Origin of the sequence: Aestuariivirga sp., from assembly GCF_965227715.1 — a bacterium.
In the GTDB taxonomy this organism is placed as follows: Bacteria; Pseudomonadota; Alphaproteobacteria; order Rhizobiales; family Aestuariivirgaceae; genus Aestuariivirga.
This window is the reverse complement of sequence record NZ_OZ245771.1, coordinates 1,327,909-1,348,951: the sequence shown is the minus strand read 5'-3', so window position 1 is coordinate 1,348,951 and position 21,043 is coordinate 1,327,909. Positions and strand designations below refer to the sequence as shown.

At 62.6% G+C, this 21,043-nt stretch carries 19 protein-coding genes; 12 read left to right on the top strand and 7 right to left on the bottom strand.

Annotated features, from left to right (window positions below; genetic code table 11):
* Nucleotides 1-48 precede the first annotated feature (48 nt).
* On the top strand, nucleotides 49-837 hold the full coding sequence (locus tag ACO06F_RS06490; protein ID WP_421695873.1) for a HalD/BesD family halogenase: 789 nt from the start codon (nucleotides 49-51) through the stop codon (nucleotides 835-837).
* 21 nt (nucleotides 838-858) lie between these two features.
* On the opposite strand, the gene ACO06F_RS06485 is transcribed toward ACO06F_RS06490, so the two are convergent.
* The 4 genes from ACO06F_RS06485 to ACO06F_RS06470 form a co-directional block, all read right to left on the bottom strand.
* The gene (locus ACO06F_RS06485) at nucleotides 859-1,329 is read right to left on the bottom strand and encodes a YbaK/EbsC family protein (protein WP_421695872.1); all 471 of its coding nucleotides are present in this window, start codon (nucleotides 1,327-1,329) and stop codon (nucleotides 859-861) included.
* Nucleotides 1,330-1,332: 3 nt separating this feature from the next.
* Complete coding sequence (locus ACO06F_RS06480) at nucleotides 1,333-3,768, bottom strand: GcvT family protein (RefSeq protein WP_421695871.1); 2,436 nt, start codon at nucleotides 3,766-3,768, stop codon at nucleotides 1,333-1,335.
* A 156-nt stretch (nucleotides 3,769-3,924) separates the two neighbouring features.
* Nucleotides 3,925-4,218, bottom strand: coding sequence for an HU family DNA-binding protein (locus ACO06F_RS06475; protein ID WP_421695870.1), 294 nt, complete (start codon nucleotides 4,216-4,218; stop codon nucleotides 3,925-3,927).
* A 188-nt stretch (nucleotides 4,219-4,406) separates the two neighbouring features.
* Nucleotides 4,407-5,138, bottom strand: coding sequence for a glycosyltransferase family 2 protein (locus tag ACO06F_RS06470; RefSeq protein ID WP_421695869.1), 732 nt, complete (start codon nucleotides 5,136-5,138; stop codon nucleotides 4,407-4,409).
* Between the two features lie 71 nt (nucleotides 5,139-5,209).
* Here ACO06F_RS06470 and ACO06F_RS06465 point away from each other — a divergent pair, with 71 nt between their 5' ends.
* Nucleotides 5,210-5,956 (top strand): phosphate/phosphite/phosphonate ABC transporter substrate-binding protein, encoded by a 747-nt coding sequence (locus ACO06F_RS06465; RefSeq protein ID WP_421695868.1) that lies wholly within the window; start codon nucleotides 5,210-5,212, stop codon nucleotides 5,954-5,956.
* On the opposite strand, the gene ACO06F_RS06460 is transcribed toward ACO06F_RS06465, so the two are convergent.
* The 3 genes from ACO06F_RS06460 to ACO06F_RS06450 are packed head-to-tail and all read right to left on the bottom strand — an operon-like array spanning nucleotide 5,957 to nucleotide 9,572.
* Nucleotides 5,957-6,604, bottom strand: coding sequence for a glutathione S-transferase family protein (locus ACO06F_RS06460; protein ID WP_421695867.1), 648 nt, complete (start codon nucleotides 6,602-6,604; stop codon nucleotides 5,957-5,959).
* An 18-nt stretch (nucleotides 6,605-6,622) separates the two neighbouring features.
* Nucleotides 6,623-7,942, bottom strand: coding sequence for a glutamate--tRNA ligase (gene gltX, locus ACO06F_RS06455; RefSeq protein ID WP_421695866.1), 1,320 nt, complete (start codon nucleotides 7,940-7,942; stop codon nucleotides 6,623-6,625).
* 1 nt (nucleotide 7,943) lies between these two features.
* A complete protein-coding gene (locus ACO06F_RS06450; protein WP_421695865.1) occupies nucleotides 7,944-9,572 on the bottom strand; it encodes an NAD+ synthase in 1,629 nt (542 codons plus the stop codon).
* Nucleotides 9,573-9,642: 70 nt separating this feature from the next.
* Here ACO06F_RS06450 and ACO06F_RS06445 point away from each other — a divergent pair, with 70 nt between their 5' ends.
* The 10 genes from ACO06F_RS06445 (at nucleotide 9,643) to xdhC (ending at nucleotide 21,043) form a co-directional block, all read left to right on the top strand.
* Nucleotides 9,643-11,157 carry an acyl--CoA ligase gene (locus ACO06F_RS06445; RefSeq protein ID WP_421696633.1) on the top strand — a complete coding sequence of 505 codons (1,515 nt, stop codon included), beginning with the start codon at nucleotides 9,643-9,645 and terminating at the stop codon, nucleotides 11,155-11,157.
* On the top strand, nucleotides 11,154-12,128 hold the full coding sequence (locus ACO06F_RS06440; protein ID WP_421695864.1) for a 2-dehydropantoate 2-reductase: 975 nt from the start codon (nucleotides 11,154-11,156) through the stop codon (nucleotides 12,126-12,128). Before ACO06F_RS06445 ends, ACO06F_RS06440 begins: the two co-directional genes overlap by 4 nt.
* Before the next feature lie 22 nt (nucleotides 12,129-12,150).
* Entirely contained in the window at nucleotides 12,151-13,122 is a 972-nt protein-coding gene (locus ACO06F_RS06435) for a neutral zinc metallopeptidase (protein ID WP_421695863.1), read from the top strand.
* A 114-nt stretch (nucleotides 13,123-13,236) separates the two neighbouring features.
* Nucleotides 13,237-13,650 carry a universal stress protein gene (locus ACO06F_RS06430; RefSeq protein WP_421695862.1) on the top strand — a complete coding sequence of 138 codons (414 nt, stop codon included), beginning with the start codon at nucleotides 13,237-13,239 and terminating at the stop codon, nucleotides 13,648-13,650.
* 67 nt (nucleotides 13,651-13,717) lie between these two features.
* Complete coding sequence (locus ACO06F_RS06425; protein WP_421695861.1) at nucleotides 13,718-14,971, top strand: glycerate kinase type-2 family protein; 1,254 nt, start codon at nucleotides 13,718-13,720, stop codon at nucleotides 14,969-14,971.
* Between the two features lie 3 nt (nucleotides 14,972-14,974).
* Entirely contained in the window at nucleotides 14,975-15,883 is a 909-nt protein-coding gene (locus tag ACO06F_RS06420) for a LysR family transcriptional regulator (RefSeq protein WP_421695860.1), read from the top strand.
* 130 nt (nucleotides 15,884-16,013) lie between these two features.
* On the top strand, nucleotides 16,014-16,361 hold the full coding sequence (gene uraH, locus ACO06F_RS06415; protein ID WP_421695859.1) for a hydroxyisourate hydrolase: 348 nt from the start codon (nucleotides 16,014-16,016) through the stop codon (nucleotides 16,359-16,361).
* 7 nt (nucleotides 16,362-16,368) lie between these two features.
* Nucleotides 16,369-17,832, top strand: coding sequence for a xanthine dehydrogenase small subunit (gene xdhA / locus ACO06F_RS06410; protein ID WP_421695858.1), 1,464 nt, complete (start codon nucleotides 16,369-16,371; stop codon nucleotides 17,830-17,832).
* Nucleotides 17,832-20,144 (top strand): xanthine dehydrogenase molybdopterin binding subunit, encoded by a 2,313-nt coding sequence (gene xdhB, locus ACO06F_RS06405; RefSeq protein ID WP_421695857.1) that lies wholly within the window; start codon nucleotides 17,832-17,834, stop codon nucleotides 20,142-20,144. Before xdhA ends, xdhB begins: the two co-directional genes overlap by 1 nt.
* Complete coding sequence (gene xdhC, locus ACO06F_RS06400; protein ID WP_421695856.1) at nucleotides 20,141-21,043, top strand: xanthine dehydrogenase accessory protein XdhC; 903 nt, start codon at nucleotides 20,141-20,143, stop codon at nucleotides 21,041-21,043. Before xdhB ends, xdhC begins: the two co-directional genes overlap by 4 nt.

Genomic DNA, 21,043 nt, shown 5'->3' with positions numbered 1-21,043 from the left:
CAGCAAGCCTCTCCTGTGCCCACTGTGTGGGCGGCAGGGAGAACGCCGATGCGACACATACTCGATCTTGACCGCTATCCGCTCGATAGGCCCGGCAGCCCCGAATGGCATGCGCTGGTGGCCAGGTGCCGCAGCGATCTGGCGAAGGATGGCATGTTCAACCTCGAGGGCTTCGTGAAGGCTAATGCGCTGGCACAGGCCAAGGCCGAGATCGGCCCGGTGATGGAGACGCTGTCCTTCACCCACAAACGCCGCCACAATATTTATTTCAGGAAGGAAATTCCGGGCCTTCCCGCGGATCATCCCGCTCTCGCTTTGTGCGAGACGGTAAACCACACCGTCTGCGCCGACCAAATCAGCCATTCGGTTCCGGTGTGGATCTATGAGTGGTCGCATTTCATCACCTTTCTTGCGGCGGCGATGAACAAGGACGCGCTGTTTCCCGCGCGCGACGATCTCGCGCGGGTGAATGTCATGGCTTATCGCGACGGCGAGGCACTGAACTGGCATTTCGACCGCAGCGAGTTTACGACGACGCTGCTGCTCCAAGCCCCCGATGGCGGCGGGGAATTCATTTACCGCACCGATCTGCGCAGCGAGGATGACCCGAATTACGATGGTGTCGCAAAGCTGCTGCGCGGTGAGGACCCGGAGGTGAAGAGCCTGACGCTGTCTGCAGGCACGCTCAATGTGTTTCGGGGAAAGAACACGGCGCACAAGGTTGGAACGGTGAAAGGCGCGCGCGAGCGGCTGATTGCAGTTTTCTCTTACTTCGACCGGCCGGGCGTGGTGTTCTCACGTGAGGATCAACTGGGGTTTTATGGCCGGACGGCGTAAGTCCTCATCGCGGACTTCACTCTACCTCTTCACATCCGCCACAATGGCCCCAGACATTTCGGCAAGCTGACCGAACCCGATTTCGAACACCGCGTTCGGTGTGCCCCCAGCCGCCCACAGGGTGGGATACGCCTTCAAGTTTTCATCCAGAAACACCACGCAAGAAGATACATGCGCAACGGGCGGAACGCCACCCACCTCGAAACCCGTCGCCTCTTTCACAAACTCCGGACTCGCGCGTTCGATCTTCTCACCCAGCAGCGTCCTGATCTTCTTCTCGTCCACCTTGCTGACACCCGAGGCGATCACCAGCACCGCCTTGCCGGTCTGGCTACGGAAGAGGATCGACTTGGCAATCTGCGCGAGGCTGCAACCGATGGCGTCAGCAGCCTCCTGCGCCGTATGCGTGCTCTCGGCGAATTCAACGACGATAAAAGAGGGCCCCAGCGCCTCCTGAACGCGAAGAGCGTTGGGGTGCGATGAGGCCCGCATGCTTTAGCTGCGCATCCGCTTGCCTTCCGGGTCAAACGGCGGCTCGATGATGATGGTGGCCTTGCGGTTGTCGCCGATGATCTCGATCTCGAAGGCGCCTTGGCCCGTGTCGCCTGCAAGCTCCACCGGCACATAGCCCTGCGCCATCGACTTCTCCACATAATGCGCGTAGCCGCCGGAGGTCACCCAGCCCACGACCTTGCCCTTGTGCCAGATCGGCTCATCGCCCAGCACATCGGCATCCGCCGCATCGACGATGAAGGACACGCGGCGAAGCTTGCCGCCGGAGCGCTTTTCCTCCATCGCCGCATCACGGCCGATGAAGTCATTCTTGGTCAGGTCGATGAAGCGGTCCATTTGGGCTTCGAAGCCGCCGTAGATGGGGCGGAGCTCACGGAACCAGGTGGGAAAGTTCTTCTCCAGCCGCATGCACAGAAGCGCCCGCATGCCGAAGTTGACGATGCCATGTGCTTCACCGGCACGCATGATTTCCTGATAGAGGCGGCGCTGATATTCCGGCCTGACCCAGATTTCATAGCCCAAGTCACCCGTATAGGTGACGCGGTTGATGAGAGCCGGGCAATGCGCGATCTCCATCGACCGGTGATCCATGAATTTGAAGGCGGCGTTGGACACGTCCTCATCGGTCAATTGTTGCAGCACATCGCGGGATTTCGGGCCCGCAATGGAAAGACCGACGAGGCCCATGTCGAGGCGCTCGATCTTCACGGTGCCATCCTTCGGCAGATGTTGCTCGAACCAGCGCATGTGATATTTCTGCGCTTGCGACGAGCCCCACATATAGAAGCTGTCATCGGCTGCCTTGGCGATGGTGAAATCGCCAATGAGCTTGCCCGCGGGATTGAGCATGGGCGTCAGGATGATGCGGCCTGTCTTCGGCATCTTGTTGGTCATGAGGCGCGAGAGGAAAGGCTCGGCACCCGTGCCGGAGAAGCGGTACTTGGCAAAATTCGCAATCTCGGTGACGCCCACACCATTGCGCGTGCCCATCACTTCCGCTTTCACATGCGCAAAGTCATTGGAGCGGCGGAAGGAGACGATATCCTTCGGCTCCACACCCTTGGGCGCGAACCACAAAGGCGTTTCAAGGCCCCAGCTGTCGCCCATCACGGCACCTTGAGAGATCATCACGTCATAAAGTGCTGTCGTCTGTTGCGGGCGGGCGGCGGGAAGCTCCTCATTGGGAAAGCGGATGGAGAAGCGCCGGGAATAATTCTCGCGCACTTTCTCATTGGTGTAGGTCCGTGTCGCCCATTCGCCGAAGCGCGCGCAGTCCATCGCCCAGACATCGAAGCCTGGATCGCCATTGACCATCCATTGGGACAGCGCGAGGCCAACGCCACCGCCCTGGCTGAAGCCCGCCATGACGCCGCAGGCGAGCCAGAAATTCTGCACACCCTGCACCGGGCCGACGATGGGGTTGCCATCCGGCGTGAAAGTGAAGGGCCCATTGATGACGCGCTTGATGCCGGCCTCCGCCAGCGCCGGGAAATGCTTGTAGCCAAGCTCGAGATTGGGCGCGATCCGGTCCAGGTCCGGCTGCAGCAATTCGCGGCCAAAGCCCCAGGGCGTGTTCTTCGGGCTCCACGGCACGCAGGCGCGCTCATAAGTGCCAAGCACCATGCCGGAACGCTCCTGGCGCATGTAGATTTCGGATTTGAAGTCGATGATGTGCGGCAGCTCGTGTCCGCGCTCCTTGTTATAGGCAACGACTTCCGGCATCTCGTCGGTCACGAGATACATGTGCTCCATGGCAAGCACCGGAAGCTCGATCCCCACCATGCGGCCAACCTCGCGCGCCCACAGGCCACCGCAATTCACCACGTGCTCGGCGTGGATATTTCCCTTGTTGGTGATGACGTCCCACGTGCCGTCAGGCCGGTGCTTCAGTTCTTCGACGCGTGTGTCCTGATAGATTTCCGCACCGCCGATGCGGGCGGACTTGGCATAGGCATGCGTCGTGCCTTCCGGGTCCAGATTGCCGTCAGCAGCATCGATCATGGCGCCGACGAAATATCTCTCTTCCAGCAGCGGGTGCATCTTCTTGGCTTCGGCCATGGAGATGATCTCGGTCTCGAGGCCTAAGTACCGCGCGCGGGCATGCGCCATCTTCAGCCATTCCATCCGCTCATGCGTGTCGGCGAGGATGAGGCCGCCCGAACGGTGAAGCCCGCAGGCCTGGCCGGAAATCTTCTCCAGCTCGTTATAAAGGGCGATGGTGTAGCCCTGCAGCTTCGCCACATTCGGATCGCCGTTCAGCGTGTGGAAGCCGCCCGCCGCATGCCAGGTGGAGCCGGAGGTGAGGATGTCACGCTCGACCAGCACCACGTCCTTCCAGCCCGCCTTGGTGAGATGATAGAGCACTGAACAGCCGACGACACCGCCGCCGATCACCACGACACGAGCCTGGGTCTTCATGAGAATGTCCTTGTAAAATGCGTATTTCGCCGCGTGTTTTAGCGGGGCGGCGCAAGCCCCGCAATCGTTGCAGCGGGTGAAAAGAATTCATCGCCAAAAGAAATGGCCCCGCCTCGGGTGAGGCAGGGCCACTTGGACAGTTCAGAATGCGAAATCTTAGATCGCGTCCTTGACTTCCTTGGCGGCGCGGAAGGCAAGCTTCTTCGACGCCTTGATCTTGATGGCCTCGCCAGTGGCGGGGTTACGGCCCATGCGGGCAGGGCGCTTCTTGACCTGGAAGATGCCGAGGCCGGTGACGCGCACCTTGTGGCCCTTCTTCAGGTTCTTGACGGCGAGCTCGACGAAGGCGCCGAGGAATTCGGACGCGGCCTTCTTCGACATCTCATGCTTTTCCGCCAGTTCGGCGGCGATTTTCGAAAGGGCAATCGTCTGGATCTTGTCGTCAGCCATTTTGGTCTCCTTATTGAGGTTAGGCTGGGCGTGAGCGTTAACGCAGCTTTCGATTCGTGAAAACCCATATTTTTCGAGGGTTTTTCCAATGCCGGGCCAAAAAACCCTTGTGAAACGGGCTTCCACGTTCCATGAGGCCTTCTGGAATTCGAGAAATACTATTAAAATCAGAGACTTATTGAGATACTCTAAGTCGAAGGAAGCTTGCCCGGAGCTTGCGTGGCGATGTCCAGATGGTTCTTGAGGGGAATGGGCGGCAGCGCATGTTTTGTGGAAAACATATCGAGATTGGCCCGCCGCTGCGCTTCCAGCGATTCGCCGGACATGTTGCGGGCATGAACGCGGATGGCCACGACAGGCCTCTGAACGTGGGTCAGCTCATGTCCGGCCCGGGCGACGCGGAGATACCAGTCCCAGTCCCAATAGAAAGGCAATGCCTCATCGAATGGCCCCAGCGCATCATGCAGGCTGCGGCGGTAGACGACGCCGGAAATGAGAATGGTATTGTCGCGCATGAGCGTGTCCGCGTCGGCGTGAAAGGCAAAGGGCAGGTTCGGCCGCCCATCCTCGAAGGCCATGATGCCATCGGCATAGCAGAACCCCGCCCCTTGCGCGAAAGCCTGCGCGACGGTGCCGAAATAGCTGTCGTCGATGAACCAGTCGTCATCATCGAGAAAGCAGATGCAATCACCCGCGGCCTGCGCAATGCCCAGGTTCCGCGCCGGAACGGGGCCGCGGCGCCGATTGTCGAGAACGGTGATCGATGGGTGAAGGTGCCCCACTGCATCGGCGGCACCTTCACCGTCATCGACAACGATGATTTCCTTGGGCGCGGCGCTCTGGGCCAGCACGCTGGAGAGTGCCTGTTTCAGGAAGTGCGGGCGGCCGCGCGTGGGAATGACGATGGAAATGCTGCTCATGCTGCCGTTACGGTTAGAGACCACTGAAAGATTGCCTGCTATACCACTCTTCCATGATTGCGGCGCTGCAGATGTATGATTGGCCCGAACTTCGGGCTGCAACGGACCAGTGGTGGCAGGGGATCGCCCGCCATCTTGCCGTGGATATCCCGCTCTCCCGGCTGCCACATGCAATTGAAGCCTGGCAGCGGCCGGACCTGCTTCTCGCCCAAACCTGCGGTTATCCCTTCACCCATGGCCTGAAGGGCAGGGTCAAGCTGGTGGCAACACCCCATTATGATGCCGACGGCTGCGATGGCGCCAACTACCGCAGCATCCTTTTCGCGCGCGAGGCGAGGCCCTTGCGCGAATTCCGCGATCTGCGCGCCGCGGTGAACACGCCGGACTCGATGTCCGGCATGCTTGCCCTGAAGCTGGTGTTTGCATCCTACGCCGATGGCGGGCGTTTTTTCGGCAGTGTGGTTGAAACGGGAAGCCACCTGAATTCGCTTGAGGCCGTTCGCGAGGGGCGGGCAGATCTCTGCGCCACGGATTGCGTCTGCGTGGCGCTTGCAAAGCGGCACCGCCCGCAGGCCCTCGACGGCCTGGTGGAAATCGCCCGCTCTCCCGCCGTGCCGGGGCTGCCGCTCATCACCCAGGCTGGCGATGTCCAGTTGCTGCGCACCGCTCTTCAAAAGGCATTTGCCGATCCTGACCTGGCGCGCGCGCGGAAGGATTTGTTGCTTTCGGGATATTCGGTGCTGGATCCTTCCGCCTATGACCGCATCATTGCGCTGGAAGCGGAAATGGAAAAACAGGGCGGCCTCGCACTTCTCTGATCAGTGCTTCGTCTTGGATTGACCGGGAACCGTCTCGTCCGGCGAGGGGCGGGCCTTCACGAAGTCTTCCTTCGTCTCGCAGTGAAGCGCCAGCGCATGCAGCTTCGGAAACTTGTCAACGGGGAAGACATCCGGCACGCGCATCTTCATGTAGCCCACGAGGCAGCCCGTGGTGATGTCAGCCTGCGTAAACTTGTTGTCGTGAAACCACGGCGCGCCGCACTCATGCTCCAGCTTCGCAAGCGCTGCCGCAATCTGCTGCATCATCCGCTTCTCGAAATCGCGGTTGATGTGCTTGTCGATGTGGAACAGGCGCTCAAAAAACAGCGCCACGCATTTGTCCGCCGTACCCAGCGCCAGCACGATGGCCTGCAGCACCTTGCGCCGCTCCGGCCCATGCGGCGGCGTGAGCGCCCGGGCAGGCCCCGCCATCTCATCCAGATGGTCAATGATGGCGGAGGAATCGATCAGCGTTTCGCCCGTTTCGAGAATGAGGGAGGGCACCCGGACCAGCGGATTGATCTTCTGCACCTCATCCACATTGCGGAAAACCGAAATGGGATTGCGCGAATAAGGCATGTGATAGTGATGGAGCGTCACCGCCACGCGCCGCACGAAGGGAGAGTCGAACTGGCCCACGAGGATCATGTGGTTATCATCGCGCAATCAGCCAAGCCGCTCAAGCGCTCTTTCGGGGCCGATCAGGGGGAGGAGCTGGGCCAGTTCCGGGCCGTGGCCGAGGCCGGTGAGGGCAAGTCGGAGCGGCATGAACAGGGGTTTGCCCTTGCGGCCGGTCGCCGCCTTGACGGCATCCGTCCAGGCTTTCCACGTGCCGGTACCCCACGGCTCAGGCGGCAGAAGGGAGCGAGCCGCTGCGATGAATTCCCGATCTTCTTCCGCCACGGCGGGCGTCACATCGCCGGTGATGACCTGGTGCCAGACGCTTGCATCGGAGAGTCTTTCGATATTACCACGAATGGCGAGCCAGAAGGCCTCCGAATCCTGCGGCAGGCGGTGCTTCACGGCCTCCCACGGCAAATGATGCAGCAGCTTCGCGTTGAGATGCAGCAGTTCAGCCTCGTCGAAGCGTGCGGGTGCGCGGGAGAGCTTGCCCAGGTCGAAGCCCGCGACGAGTTCAGCATAATCAGCACACGGATGAATATTGTCCGATGTTCCGAGCAGTGCGGCATGGCTCACCACCGCCATGGGCTCCAGCCCGCCTTCGCGCATGGAGGCGATGGAGAGAGAGCCAAGCCGCTTGGACAGGCCTTTGCCGTCAGCCCCGGTCAGCAGGCTGTGGTGGGCATAATGCGGAACGTGCCCGCCCAGGGCCTCGGTGATCTCGATCTGGACGGCCGTATTGACCACATGATCCTCACCGCGGATCACATGGGTAATCTCCATGTCAATGTCATCGATGACGGAGGGCAGCGTATAAAGGTAGCTGCCGTCCTCGCGCACCAGCACGGGGTCTGAGAGGCCGGTTGTATCGATATGCTGGGGCCCGCGGATAATGTCATCCCACACAACGATCCGGCCATCGAGCCTGAAACGCCAATGGGGTTTGCGCCCCTCGGCCTCAAAGGCGCGCTTCTCCTCATCCGTGAGCTTCAGGGCGGCGCGGTCATAAATGGGTGGGGCGCCGCGCGCCAGCTGGCGCTTGCGGCGCCGGTCCAGCTCATCCGCGGTTTCAAAGCAGGGATAAAGCCGGCCATCTTCGCGCAGCTTCGCTGCAACCTCATCGTAGCGGCCAAAGCGTTTGGACTGCCACTCCACCCGGTGGGGCTTGATCCCGAGCCAGTCCAGATCGGCGGCGATGCCATCGGCAAATTCGGTCGTGGAACGCACCGTATCCGTATCATCATAGCGCAGCACGAACTGGCCGCCCGATTTCAGCGCCATCAGCCAGTTGAGAATGGCGGTGCGCGCATTGCCGATGTGAATGCGCCCCGTGGGCGAAGGTGCGAAGCGGACGGTGGTGGCCATCTCAGCGCCCGTCCCGGAAGCCGTTGGTGATGGGATAGCGCCGGTCGCGCCCGAAATTGCGCCGCGTGATCTTGACGCCCGGTGCCGCCTGCCGCCGCTTGTATTCCGCCACATAGAGCATGTGCTGCACGCGGCGCACCAGCGCTTCCTCATAACCGGTCTGCGCCACGATATCAGCGACGGGGATTTCATTTTCGACCAGGCCTTCGAGGATCGCATCCAGCACCTCGTAGGGCGGTAGCGAATCCTGGTCCGTCTGGTTCTCGCGCAGTTCCGCCGTGGGCGCCTTGGTGATGATGCGCTCAGGGATCACATGGCTCAAGCCATTGCGCCAGGCGGCGAGTCGGTAGACCTCCGTCTTGTAGACGTCCTTGATCGGGTTGTAGCCGCCATTCATGTCGCCATAGAGGGTCGCATAGCCAACCGACATTTCGGACTTGTTGCCCGTCGTCAGCACCATGGCGCCAAACTTGTTGGACACGGCCATCAGGATCACGCCTCGGGTGCGGGACTGCAGGTTTTCCTCGGTGACGCCGGGTGGAGTTCCTTCAAACAACGGTTTTAGCGCCGAGAGGAATCCTTCAACCGGCTCCTTGATCGGAACAACATCATAGCGCACGCCAAGAAGCCTCGCACATTCCTCGGCATCCACCAGACTGTCTCGGCTGGTATAGGCATAGGGCAGCATCAGGCAATGGACCTTGTCCTTGCCCAGCGCATCCACAGCCATGGCTGCGACCACGGCGGAATCAATGCCGCCTGAAAGGCCCAGCACTACGCCGGGAAAGCGGTTCTTCAGCACATAGTCGCGAAGCCCCAGCACGCAGGCCTTCCAGGTTTCCTCTTCCTTCTCAGGCAGTGGCAGCATTTCGCCGGGCACGCAGCGCCAGCCATCGTCCTCGCGCCGCCATTCGGTGAGCGCAATCTGCTCCTCGAACATGGGCATCTGCCAGGCCAGCGTTCGGTCGGCGTTCAGAACGAAGGACGCGCCGTCGAACACCAGCTCATCCTGGCCGCCCACCTGGTTCAGATAGGCCATCGGCAGGCCCGTTTCGGTCACGCGCGCGACCACGAGGTTCAGCCGCACGTCATCCTTGTTGCGCTCGAAGGGCGAGCCATTGGGAACGAGCAGGATTTCGGCACCGGTTTCAGCCAGCGTTTCGCAGGTCTCATCCGTCCAGATATCCTCGCAAATCGGAACGCCGAGCCTCACGCCCTTGAAGGAAATGGGGCCAGGGGCGGGCCCTGAATTGAACACCCGCTTCTCGTCGAACACGCCATAATTCGGAAGGTCGAACTTGTGGCGGATCGTCTCGATCCTGCCGTTGGCCAGCAGCGCCACGGAATTATAGAGGTGGGAACCCTCCCGCCACGGCAGCCCCATCAGGATCGCAGGTCCCGTCACCGTATCCTTCGCCAGCTCTTCCACCGCCACCCTGCAGGCCTCCACGAAGGAGGGCCTGAGCACCAGGTCTTCCGGAGGGTAGCCGCAGATGAAAAGCTCCGGAAACAGCACCAGATCGGCCTCTGCAGCCTCTCTGCACGCCTCTCTCGCCCGGGCGAGATTGGCGTTGATTGCGCCGAGCGTGGGGTTGAGCTGTGCGAGCGCGATGATGAGTCTGTCGGTCATGACCGGGGGTCATAGCGGATGCAGGCCAGCCCTTCAATTGCGCGGCGTTGACGGGACGTCCCAAATGCGCATGACTGCCGGGATGATCCTGAATGCGCTTCTGACCGCCCGTGACCCCGCCCATGCAGCACTTTTGGCACCTGGCCGGGCGCCCCTCACTTATGGCCTCTTTGCCTCGCTCTGCGCCGAAACGGCGGCGAGCCTGCGTGCCCTGGGGCTTGCCCGCAACGACAAGCTCGCCATCGTGCTGCCCAACGGGCCGGACATGGCGGCAAGCTTCATCGCCTGCGCCTGCGCGGTGACGGCAGCCCCCCTCAACCCGGCCTACCGCGAGGAGGAGTTCCATTTCTACATGGAAGACCTCCATGCAAGGGCGCTGCTGGTGGAGGAGGGGAGCGCCTCCCCGGCGATTGCTGCGGCGCACCGATTAGGCATTCCGATTCTGACGCTGAACTCCGCGCGGGAAGCAGGCGCCTTCTCCATCACGGGGGAGGCGGCGGGTCCGCCGCTGCCGCAAGATCTGGCGGAGGGGACGGATGTGGCGCTGGTGCTCCACACCTCCGGCACCACGTCGCGGCCGAAGATCGTGCCGCTCACCCATGCGAACCTGCTGGCCTCCGCCAACAACATCTGCTCCACGCTGAGGCTCACCGAGGAGGACCGCTGCCTCAACATCATGCCGCTGTTCCATATCCATGGTCTGGTGGCCGCGATCCTGGCGACGCTGGCGGCGGGTGGCTCAGTCTTCGCCACGCCCGGCTTCAATGCGCTCAAATTCTTCGGCTGGATGGAGGAGGCCCATCCCAGCTGGTACACGGCGGTGCCCACCATGCACCAGACAATCCTGCAACGCGCGGAGCGCAACCACGCGATCATCGCATCCAATCCGCTGCGCTTCATCCGCTCCAGCTCGGCATCGCTTCCGGTCCCCGTCTTCCACGCCCTGGAGGAGGCGTTCCACTGCCCCGTCATCGAGGCCTATGCGATGACGGAGAATGCCCATCAGATGACATCGAACCAGCTGCCGCCGGGGCTGCGCAAGCCCGGCTTCGTGGGCCGTGCGGCAGGGCCAGAGGTGGCGGTGATGTCAACGTCCGGCAAGCTGCTGGGCGCTGGCGAAGAGGGCGAGGTCGTGACGCGCGGACCCAATGTCACACCGGGCTATGAGAACAATCCAAAGGCCAATGATGATGGCTTCGCCTTCGGCTGGTTCCACACGGGCGACCAGGGCTTCATGGATGAGGACGGCTACCTCAAGATCACCGGCCGGCTGAAGGAAATCATCAACCGTGGCGGCGAGAAGATCGCCCCCATGGAGGTCGATGAGGTGCTGATGGAGCATGAGGCCGTGGCCCAGGTCGTGACCTTCGCCATGCCACACAATTTGCTGGGCGAGGAGGTGGCCGCAGCCATCGTGCTGCGTGAGGGACGCCATGTGAATGAGCGCGAATTGCAGGATTTTGCCAATCAGAGGCTGGCGGGCTTCAAGGTGCCGAAGCGGATTATCATTCTAGACGAGATTCCGAAGGGTGCCACCGGCAAGCTGCAGCGCATTGGCCTGGCGCAGAAGCTGGGGCTTACATGACAAAGATCTGCGTGTTCGGTGCAGGCGCCATCGGCGGCTATGTCGGCGCAAAACTGGCCTTGAAGGGGGAGGCGGATGTGTCCCTCGTGGCGCGCGGCGCCCATCTTCACGCGATCAGAACGTCCGGCCTCACCCTCAGGCAGGGCGGTGAAAGCCACCTGATCCATCCACGCGTGACGGATGATCCAGGGGAGCTGGGCCCTCAGGATTTCATCATCCTCACCCTCAAGGCCCATGGGCTTTCAGGCATCATCGACCAGCTGATGCCGCTTATCGGCCAGGACACGGCCATTCTCTTCGCCCAGAACGGCATTCCCTGGTGGTACTTCTATGGCACAGGCGGCCCGCTCGAAGGAACCAGGCTCGAGAGCGTGGATCCGGGCGGAGAGCTGTGGAAACGCATCGGTCCTGAACGCGCGCTGGGCTGCGTGGTCTGGCAGGCCGCCGAAATGGAGGCGCACGGCATCGTCGCGCACCGCTATGGTGAGCGCATGCCGCTGGGCGAGCCCTCGGGCCACAATTCAGACCGCGCCGCAGCTCTGAGCCGCCTTCTTACCGAAGCAGGCATCAAGAGCCCAGTGCGCCCCAACCTCCGCAACGAGATCTGGCTCAAGCTTTGGGGCAATCTGAGTTTCAATCCGGTCAGCGTCCTGACCGAAGGCACCCTCGCCGAACTCGCCGCCGACCCCGGCACCCGCAGCGTGATCCGCACCATGATGGAGGAAGCCCGTGCCGTGGCCGAAAAGCTCGGCATCACCTTCGCCGTGACGGCGGAAGAACGCATGGACATGGCCGCAAAAGTCGGCGATCACCGCACCTCCATGTTGCAGGATGTTGCAGCGGGCCGCCCCACGGAACTCGATGCACTGCTCGGATCCGTGATCGAGCTCGGCCATCTCGTTCAAATGGGCACGCCGAGCTTGCAATTGGTCTATGATCTCTGCAAATTCCGCAGCCGAAAGCGGGGCTGAGGCCCGGTATGGAGACGCGCAGATGAAACTCGATGATTTCAAGCCAAGCGACAACGTCGAGGACCGGCGCGGACAAGGCGGTGGCATGGGCTTTCCGGGCGGCGGCGGACGGGGCGGCATCCCGATCGGCGTGGGTCGCGGCGGCTTCAGCTTCAAGACCATCCTGTTCCTGATCGTCGTCTATCTCATTTTCCGGTTCGTCTTCGGCGTCGATCTGATTCAAATCCTCAATGGCGGCGGGGGATCGGTTGGGCCGACGACCGGTGGCACCAGCTATGAGGACACGACAACTCCCGGAACGCAGACGGGCGGATCCACCACCACCACGAACGGCAGCAACGGCAGTCTTGCCGGGGATGACGGCACAATCTTCGTCAAGAAGGTGCTGACGTCCACCGAGAGCTTCTGGTCCGATTTCTTCAGCAAGCACGGCGAAACCTATAAGAAGCCGACGCTCGTGCTGTTCCGGGGCTTCGTGCAGTCGGCCTGTGGCACCGCGCAATCCGCCATGGGACCGTTCTATTGCCCGGGCGACCAGAAGGTCTATATCGACCTCTCCTTCTACAAGGACCTGCGTGACAAGCTGGGCGCACCCGGAGATTTCGCCCAGGGCTACGTGATCGCGCATGAGGTCGGCCACCATATTCAGAACCTCGTCGGCACAGCTCAGAAAGTGCAGGCCCAGCGCTCGCGCGTGTCAGAAGCGCAGGCCAATGAGCTTTCGGTGCGCATGGAGCTCCAGGCGGATTGCTTCGCCGGCATGTGGGGTAAATACATGCAGGACACCAACCATCTTGATCCGGGCGACATGGAAGAAGGCCTTCAGGCGGCCTCCGCCATCGGTGATGACCGCCTCCAGAAGAAAAGCCAGGGCTATGTTGTGCCGGAAAGCTTCACACACGGCTCTTCCGAGCAGCGCATGCGCTGGTTGAAGCGCGGCCTTTCCACCAGCGATATCAATGCGTGTGACACGTTCTCCGCCAACAGTCTCTGAGCTGACGCAACCTGGGCGTGATCGTGCATTGATTGACTGAGGTCAAAGCCCGCCCACCTTCTTCCCGCCTAATTATGCGCCATTGATGAATGGTGTCGATTTTTGGAGGGACGAATGACCAGCAAGATCCTGTGTGCAACCGATGGCACGGAACATTCCGCACATGCCGTGGAACTGGCAGCGCAACTGGCGGCAAAGTTTGGCGCCAAGCTGTCGATCTGCACTGTGAATGTGGCACATGGCGGCAGCCGTGGCCCGCTCATCTACACGCTCGAAGATGACCAGGTGCAGAAGATTCTTGATAACGCCGCCGCCATTGCCCGCAAGGCTGGTGCCGGCCACGTCGAGGAGCTGGCGCTGAGAAGCCGGGAGGCCGCCTCTGCCATCGTTCAGTATGCGGAAGAAAATGGCTATGACCACATCGTGGTCGGCACCGGAGACAAGCGCGGCGTCTCGCGCCTCGTGCTCGGCTCCGTGGCGGCCGATGTGGCCGGCCGCGCCCATTGCAACGTGACGGTCACGCGCTAAACGCTGCCGCACCCCGTCTTGTGCATCCTCCTGGCTTGGCGCAAAAAGCACCAAGCCAGGGAGCATTATGCACGTGAAAGATGACAGGGTGATCCTGCGCGGCCTGTTCGAGGCCGCCGTCGAAACCGCCAATCCCGCAAAGGCCGTGGCGCGAAACCTGCCGGAGAGGCCCAAGGGCCGCACCGTGGTCATCGGCGTGGGCAAGGCGGCCGTGGCCATGGCGAAGGCGGTGGAGGACAATTGGCAGGGTCCGCTTGAAGGCCTCGTCATCGCCCCTCATGGCTATGCCCATGATCTCAAGAAGCTGAAGCTCATCCATGGCAGCCACCCCGTGCCGGATGAAACGAGCCTTGCCGCCGCCGAACAGGCGCTGGCCCTCGCCTCCACCCTGGGGCCGGACGATCTTTTGATCGCGCTGATCTCAGGCGGCGCCTCCGCGCTGATGTCGAAGCCCGTGCCCGGCATTTCGATTGCGGAGAAATTCGGCCTCGTCAAAGCCGTTCTCAAATGCGGCGCCAATATTGCGGAGCTGAACTGCGTGCGAAAGCAGATCTCCGCCGTCAAGGGCGGCAGGCTCGCCCGGGCAGCCGGCCTCGCGCGCATCCACACGCTGGCGCTGTCTGATGTGCCGGGTGACGATCCGGCGATCATCGGCTCCGGCCCCACCGTTCCCGATCCCACCCGCAAGGCCGATGCACGCGCCATTCTCGAACGCTACCGGGTGCCGGTACCTCCCGCCATCAAGGACTGGCTCGATAGCCCTGATGAAGACCGCTCCATCCTCAGCCAGAACACTGAAACCCGCGTGATCGTTTCGCCACATGAATCCTTCCGCATCGTCCGGCAGCAGGCGGAAGCCATGGGGCTCAACGTGCTTTATCTGGGAGACCGCATCGAAGGCGAAGCCCGCGACATTGCCAAGATGCATGCCGCAATCGCTCTTGAAATTGCGGACCGGAATGCGCCCGCGCGAAAGCCCTGTCTGCTGCTGTCCGGCGGCGAAACAGCGGTGACGGTGAAGGGCAACGGCCGCGGCGGACGCAACGTGGAATTTCTGCTGGCGCTTGCCATGTCACTTGCAGGTGACCCGCGCATCACGGCTCTTGCCGCGGATACCGATGGCATTGACGGTATGGAGCCCATTGCGGGCGCGTTGATCGGACCCGATAGCCTGGCGCGCGCGCGGGCGCTTGGCCTCGACCCCGCGTCCGTCCTCGAAAACAACGATGCCCACAGCCTGTTCGAGTCCTTAGGAGACCAGCTCGTCACCGGGCCCACCCACACCAATGTCAATGACTTTCGCGCCATATTGATCAGGTGAGGCTTGGCCAAGAGTGAGACGGCGCTGATCGCAATCGCCTACCGCTACTTCATGGCGGTGGCGGAAACGGGTTCCGTCCGCGCCGCCTCCCGCGCCTTGAACGTCGCCGCCTCGGCGATCAGCCGCCAGCTCATGCAGCTTGAGGCCTCCCTGGGTGCCACCCTGTTTGACCGGTCGGGCCGTGGCCTCAGCCTCACCCCGGCAGGTGCGGTGCTTCTGCGGGGGCTTCGGCAGGCAAGCCAGGGTCATGAGAATACGCTGGACGAGCTCTCGGCCCTCAAGGGTCTGAAGCGGGGTCTCTTGCGCACCGCCACGGTCGAAAGCGTGTCGGTTTCCATGCTGCCGGACATGCTGCTGGATTTCGCAGGAAGCTTCCCAGGAATCGAAGTGGCCGTTGCCGTGGCGGGCTCGGAAGCGGTCACCAGCCTTGTCCGCGAGCATCAGGCCGATCTGGGCTTCACCTTCAACCCGTCATCTCTTGAAGGACTTGAGGTGCTGGCCGCGCGTGATCTGCATCTCGGCGCGGTGCTGGCGCCCGCGCATCCGCTGGCCAGATCCGGCAAGCTGTCGCTATCCGATTGCGCCGCATTTCCGCTGGCGTGGCCCTCCCAGGGCCTGAGCCTCCGCGCCATTCTGGACAGTGCGCCGGCCGCCCGGAAGCTCCGCCCGGCCTTTGAATGCAACTCGCTCCGTCTCATGGCCTCGCTCGCAAGGCGCGGCAGCTGCATCGCCTTCCAGACGGTGATCGGCATTGAGCAGGAACTGGGCACGGGCAAACTGGTCTTCGTGCCCCTGACCGACAAGCGGCTGCCGGTGGACCGGCTGCTTCTGGTGGCGCGCGCAGGGGCGGCCAGCCGCCCCGCGGCGGAGGCTTTCGTCACGCTCGCGCAGCGCCATCTTCCCGAACCATGAGCTGCGCGCATTTTGCGCACGCACTGTTCCCTTTATTCTTCTTTTGAGAACGGGTTACCCATGTTAGCGTTTGCAACATAAGGGCCGGCAGAGCCCACCAACAGGGGCGAGCAGAGGAAACGCGCACAGCATGGGCCGCTTGACGACGCATGTACTGGACACGGCTTCGGGAAGGCCCGCCGCAGGCCTCCGCATCGAGCTGTTCCGGGCGGGTGAGGCGGCAGTACTCAAAACCATTCTCACCAATACTGACGGCCGCGCCGATGGCCCGCTCCTCGAAGGTGATGCGTTCAGGCCTGGCCAATACGAACTGCTCTTCCATGCCGGGGACTATCTCCGCGCCAATGGCGCGGCTTTGCCAGAGCCTGCATTTCTGGATGTGATCCCCATCCGCTTCGGCATTGCCGATGCTGCCGCGCATTATCATGTGCCGCTGCTGCTCTCGCCTTACAGCTATTCAACCTATAGAGGGAGCTGACCTCCTGGTGACCACGCGACACGCCATCCGCTTCCTGCGCCGCGGCAAGATCGTGGAGCTAGACGCCGTGCCGCCGATGCGCACCGTGCTGGATTACCTGCGCCTCGAAGAGCGTTCGCGCGGCACCAAGGAAGGCTGCAATGAAGGTGACTGCGGCGCCTGCACCGTGGCGCTCGGGCAATTGCGCAAGGGCCGCGTCGAATATGAACCCGTAAACGCCTGCATTCTTCTGGTGGCGCAGCTTGACGGCAAGGAGCTGGTGACGGTTGACGACCTTGCGGATGGTGAGCTTCATCCGGTGCAGCGGGCCCTTGTTGATACGCATGGCTCGCAATGCGGCTTCTGCACGCCGGGCTTCGTGATGTCGCTCTTCACGCTCTATCAATCTGGCTCCGCTCCCACACGCGACGAGATCGCCACTCACATCGCCGGCAATCTCTGCCGCTGCACCGGCTATCGCCCCATTATCGATGCAGCGCTGGCCTGCTGCACGGGACGTGCTGCGGACCGCTGGGCTTCGGGAGCCGCCGACGCCGCGGCACAGCTGTCGCGCCTCAATGATGGTGCGGATGTTTTTGTGGGCAACGCGGAGAGCTTCATTGCCCGCCCGGCCCGCCCGGAGACGCTGGCGCAGCTTGCAGCGGAGCACCCAGATGCGACGATCGTGTCCGGCGCCACCGATGTGGGTCTGTGGATCACCAAGCAGATGCGGCACTTGCCGAAGATCATCCTGACGGGTGGAGTCGAGCCGCTCCATGCCGTGGCGGATCAAGGCAGCCACATCGCCATCGGTGCTGCGGCGACCTATGCAGAAGCGGCCCCGGCGCTTTCCGCCATTGACCATGATTTGGGCGACGTCCTGCGCCGCTTGGGCTCCACGCAAGTGCGCGCTTCCGGCACGGTGGGCGGCAACATCGCCAATGGCTCTCCCATCGGCGACATGCCGCCGATGCTGATTGCACTGGGCGCCAGCCTCACGCTGCGCCACGGCGAGGCAGAGCGCACACTTCCGTTGGAGGATTTCTTCATCGCCTATGGCAAGCAGGATCGCGTGCCGGGCGAACTCGTCTGGCGCATCGATGTGCCGAAGCTCAAGACTAATGAAGTCTTCCGCGCCTACAAGATTGCGAAGCGTTTCGATCAGGACATCTCCGCCGTAATGGCCGCTTTCCGTTTCACATGCGATGGCCTGCGCATTGCCTCCGCCCGCGTCGCCTTCGGCGGCATGGCGGCAACGCCGAAGCGCGGCAAGGAAACAGAGGTAGCACTCACCGGTGCATCGCTGGATGATCCCGCCACATGGGAAAAAGCCATCGCTGCGCTACCGCAGGATTTCCAGCCGATCTCCGACATGCGCGCCTCAAGCGCTTACCGCATCGGCGTGGCGCAAGGGCTGCTCCGCAAGGCGCTGCTGGAAATTTCCGGCGAAACCGCCACCCGCGTGTTGGGTGAGAGAAGGGCAGTCGCCTGATGGTGATGGCCCGGCGCACGATCGAGACAAAGACCGTCGGCAAGGTGCTGGCGCATGACAGCGCCGCACTCCATGTGCAGGGCTCAGCAATCTACGTGGACGACATTCGGGAGCCCGAAGGCCTGGTTCACGTCTATCCTGGCTTTGCGCGCGAAGGGGCACTTGGTGCAATCACCTCGCTCGATCTTGAGGCCGTCCGCTCCGCCCCCGGCGTATTGGCGGTGCTCACTGCGAAGGATATTCCCGGCCTCAATGACTGCGCGCCGGTGTTTGGCGGCGATCCCATCCTGGCCGATGGCCGCATCATGTTCCATGGCCAGGTGATCTTCGCCGTTGTCGCGGCAACGCGTGACGACGCCCGCCGCGCGGCGCGTTTGGCCAAGATTGAAATCGCGGCGGAACAGCCTGCGGTCACTGTGGAAGACGCGCTGGCCAAGGGCACCAGCGATGTGGGCGAGCCTTATGCCTTCGTGACGCGGGATGCAGCGAAGGCCATCTCCGCCGCACCCCACCACATCCAGGAGAGCTTTCGCATCGGCGGCCAGGAGCATTTCTATCTTGAGGGTCAGGTGAGCCTCGCCGTGCCGGAGGAGCATGGCGCCATCACCATTCATTGCTCCACCCAGCACCCCTCCGAAGTGCAGTTCCTGATTGCCCATATGCTTCATCTGCCCGCCGCCATGGTGACGACCGAATGCCGCCGCATGGGCGGCGCCTTCGGGGGCAAGGAATCCCAAGCCGCGCAATGGGCTTGCCTCGCCGCTTTGGCCGCGCGCGTGACGGGCCGTCCTGCGAAATGCCGGCTGGACCGCGACGAAGACATGATGCTGACGGGCAAGCGCCATGACTTCCGCGTCGACTATCAGGCGGGCTTTGATGCGAAAGGCCGTGTCCTCGGCATTGATGTCGATTTCCTCGCCCGCTGCGGCTATTCGCCCGATCTCTCCAATGCGATCTGCGATCGCACCATGTTTCATGCGGACAATGCCTATTTCTACCCGGCCGCCCGCATCGCCACGCGCAGGCTTCGCACCAACACGGTGTCGAACACCGCCTTCCGCGGCTTCGGCGGACCGCAAGGCATGCTGTTTGCCGAGCGCCTGATGGAGGTGATCGCCATCCGCACGGGGCAAGACCCGCTCGATGTACGGAAGCATAATCTGTACACGGAGAAGCGTGGCACCACGCCCTATGGCATGAAGGTTGAGGACAATATCGCGCTCGCCATCATGGAGGAGCTCGAGACCTCTTCGGACTATCGCGCGCGGCGCAAGGCCATCGTCCGCTTCAATGCTGAAAATCCTGTGCTGAAGAAGGGGATTTCCCTCACCCCCGTCAAATTCGGTATCTCCTTCACCCTCACGCATTTGAACCAGGCAGGCGCCCTCGTTCATGTCTATACCGATGGTTCGGTGCATCTGAACCACGGTGGCACGGAGATGGGGCAGGGGCTCTACACCAAAGTGGCCCAAGTGGTGGCGGAGGAGTTCGGCATTGATGCAAGTGCCGTCCGCATCACCGCCACAACCACGGGCAAGGTGCCGAACACTTCCGCCACCGCTGCGTCCTCAGGCGCTGATCTGAACGGCATGGCCGCCAAGGCTGCGGCGGAGACCATCCGCAACCGCCTCGTCGATTTTGCGGCAAGGCAGTGGAAGGTGGCGAAGAGCCGGATCAAGTTCGAGAACGGCCAGGTGATGATCGGCAACCGCTCGATCGCTTTCGGAGATCTGGCGCGCCAGGCGCACATCGCCCGCATCTCGCTGTCCTCCACGGGCTATTACGCAACCCCCAAGATCTTCTGGGACAGGGCCAAAGCCAAGGGCCGCCCCTTCTTCTATTTCGCCTATGGCGCGGCCTGCTCGGAAGTGACCATCGATACGCTGACGGGTGAAATGAAGGTGGACCGGGTGGATATCCTTCATGACGTGGGCCGCTCGCTAAACCCGGCGCTCGACATTGGCCAGGTGGAAGGCGGCTTCGTGCAGGGCATGGGCTGGCTCACCACGGAAGAACTCGTCTACGACGAACAAGGCCGCCTGCGCACCCATGCGCCCTCGACATATAAGATTCCCTGCGCGCCGGACGTGCCTGCGGATTTCCGGGTCAAGCTGTTCGAAAGCCGCGGCAACAAGGAAGACACGATCTACCGCTCCAAGGCCGTTGGCGAACCGCCGCTAATGCTGGGCATTTCCGTCTGGACGGCGATTTTCGACGCCATCGCGAGTGTGAAGCCCGGCGCCATCCCGAAGCTCGATGCGCCCGCAACGCCGGAGGCCATTCTGATGGCGGTGAAGGGGCTTCAGCCATGAAGACATGGGGGCTGATCGCGCGCGCATTGGAAGCGCAAGGCTCTTGCGCGCTGGTCTCCGTCGTCAAGGCCGAGGGCTCCGTCCCGCGGGAGGAGGGGGCCCGCATGGTGGTCACCGCGCGGGGCTTTCACGGCACCATCGGCGGCGGCACGCTGGAATGGAAGGCGCTGGCGGAAGCCCAGCGCCTGCTTGGAAAGCTGCGCCAGGTGAAGATGCTGACCCAGTCCTTAGGGCCAGATCTCGGCCAATGCTGCGGCGGCCGGGTGACGCTCGCCATTGAGAGTTTCGATGGTAAATCGCTTGCAGAGACGCGCCAGCTGGCAGCACGGGAGTTGCAAGGGCCTTTCACCCTCACCACCCGCCTTCCCGGCATCACCGAATGCTACGGGCAGCAAGGCCGCCATGTGCTGGTCTTCGGCGCAGGCCATGTGGGCCGCGCCCTCATCCTGGCGCTCGCACCCTTGCCCTTTGACGTCACCTGGGCAGACCCGCGCCCCGAAGCCTTCCCGGGCGCCATGCCGCAGAACGTGACCGGCTTTTCCGGCGATCCGCTGGCGGCCGTCGCCGCTGCCCGCGATGGTGCTATTGCCTTTATCATGAGCCACTCCCACGCGCTCGATCTGGAGATCACCGATGCGGCGCTGCGCAACGCCAGAATCGCCCATGTCGGCCTCATCGGCAGCGCCACCAAGCGCGCCCGCTTTGAGAGAAGGCTTGGCGAGGCCGGAGTTGAGCCGGCACGCATCTCCGGGCTGATCTGCCCCATCGGGATCGGCGGCATCCGCTCCAAGCATCCGGCGGCCATTGCGGTCTCGGTTGCTGCCCAGCTGATAACGCTCGATGAGGCATTGTCAGCCGCGGGAACAGAAGGCATGTTGGCCAGCAGGAACGCAGGCTAA

Bases quoted from the DNA above. Each gene is read 5' to 3' on its own strand.
- ACO06F_RS06490 (WP_421695873.1), top strand. From the start codon at position 49: ATGCGACACATACTCGATCTTGACCGCTATCCGCTCGATAGGCCCGGC.
- ACO06F_RS06485 (WP_421695872.1), bottom strand. From the start codon at position 1,329: ATGCGGGCCTCATCGCACCCCAACGCTCTTCGCGTTCAGGAGGCGCTG.
- ACO06F_RS06480 (WP_421695871.1), bottom strand. From the start codon at position 3,768: ATGAAGACCCAGGCTCGTGTCGTGGTGATCGGCGGCGGTGTCGTCGGC.
- ACO06F_RS06475 (WP_421695870.1), bottom strand. From the start codon at position 4,218: ATGGCTGACGACAAGATCCAGACGATTGCCCTTTCGAAAATCGCCGCC.
- ACO06F_RS06470 (WP_421695869.1), bottom strand. From the start codon at position 5,138: ATGAGCAGCATTTCCATCGTCATTCCCACGCGCGGCCGCCCGCACTTC.
- ACO06F_RS06465 (WP_421695868.1), top strand. From the start codon at position 5,210: ATGTATGATTGGCCCGAACTTCGGGCTGCAACGGACCAGTGGTGGCAG.
- ACO06F_RS06460 (WP_421695867.1), bottom strand. From the start codon at position 6,604: ATGATCCTCGTGGGCCAGTTCGACTCTCCCTTCGTGCGGCGCGTGGCG.
- gltX (WP_421695866.1), bottom strand. From the start codon at position 7,942: ATGGCCACCACCGTCCGCTTCGCACCTTCGCCCACGGGGCGCATTCAC.
- ACO06F_RS06450 (WP_421695865.1), bottom strand. From the start codon at position 9,572: ATGACCGACAGACTCATCATCGCGCTCGCACAGCTCAACCCCACGCTC.
- ACO06F_RS06445 (WP_421696633.1), top strand. From the start codon at position 9,643: ATGACTGCCGGGATGATCCTGAATGCGCTTCTGACCGCCCGTGACCCC.
- ACO06F_RS06440 (WP_421695864.1), top strand. From the start codon at position 11,154: ATGACAAAGATCTGCGTGTTCGGTGCAGGCGCCATCGGCGGCTATGTC.
- ACO06F_RS06435 (WP_421695863.1), top strand. From the start codon at position 12,151: ATGAAACTCGATGATTTCAAGCCAAGCGACAACGTCGAGGACCGGCGC.
- ACO06F_RS06430 (WP_421695862.1), top strand. From the start codon at position 13,237: ATGACCAGCAAGATCCTGTGTGCAACCGATGGCACGGAACATTCCGCA.
- ACO06F_RS06425 (WP_421695861.1), top strand. From the start codon at position 13,718: ATGCACGTGAAAGATGACAGGGTGATCCTGCGCGGCCTGTTCGAGGCC.
- uraH (WP_421695859.1), top strand. From the start codon at position 16,014: ATGGGCCGCTTGACGACGCATGTACTGGACACGGCTTCGGGAAGGCCC.
- xdhB (WP_421695857.1), top strand. From the start codon at position 17,832: ATGGTGATGGCCCGGCGCACGATCGAGACAAAGACCGTCGGCAAGGTG.
- xdhC (WP_421695856.1), top strand. From the start codon at position 20,141: ATGAAGACATGGGGGCTGATCGCGCGCGCATTGGAAGCGCAAGGCTCT.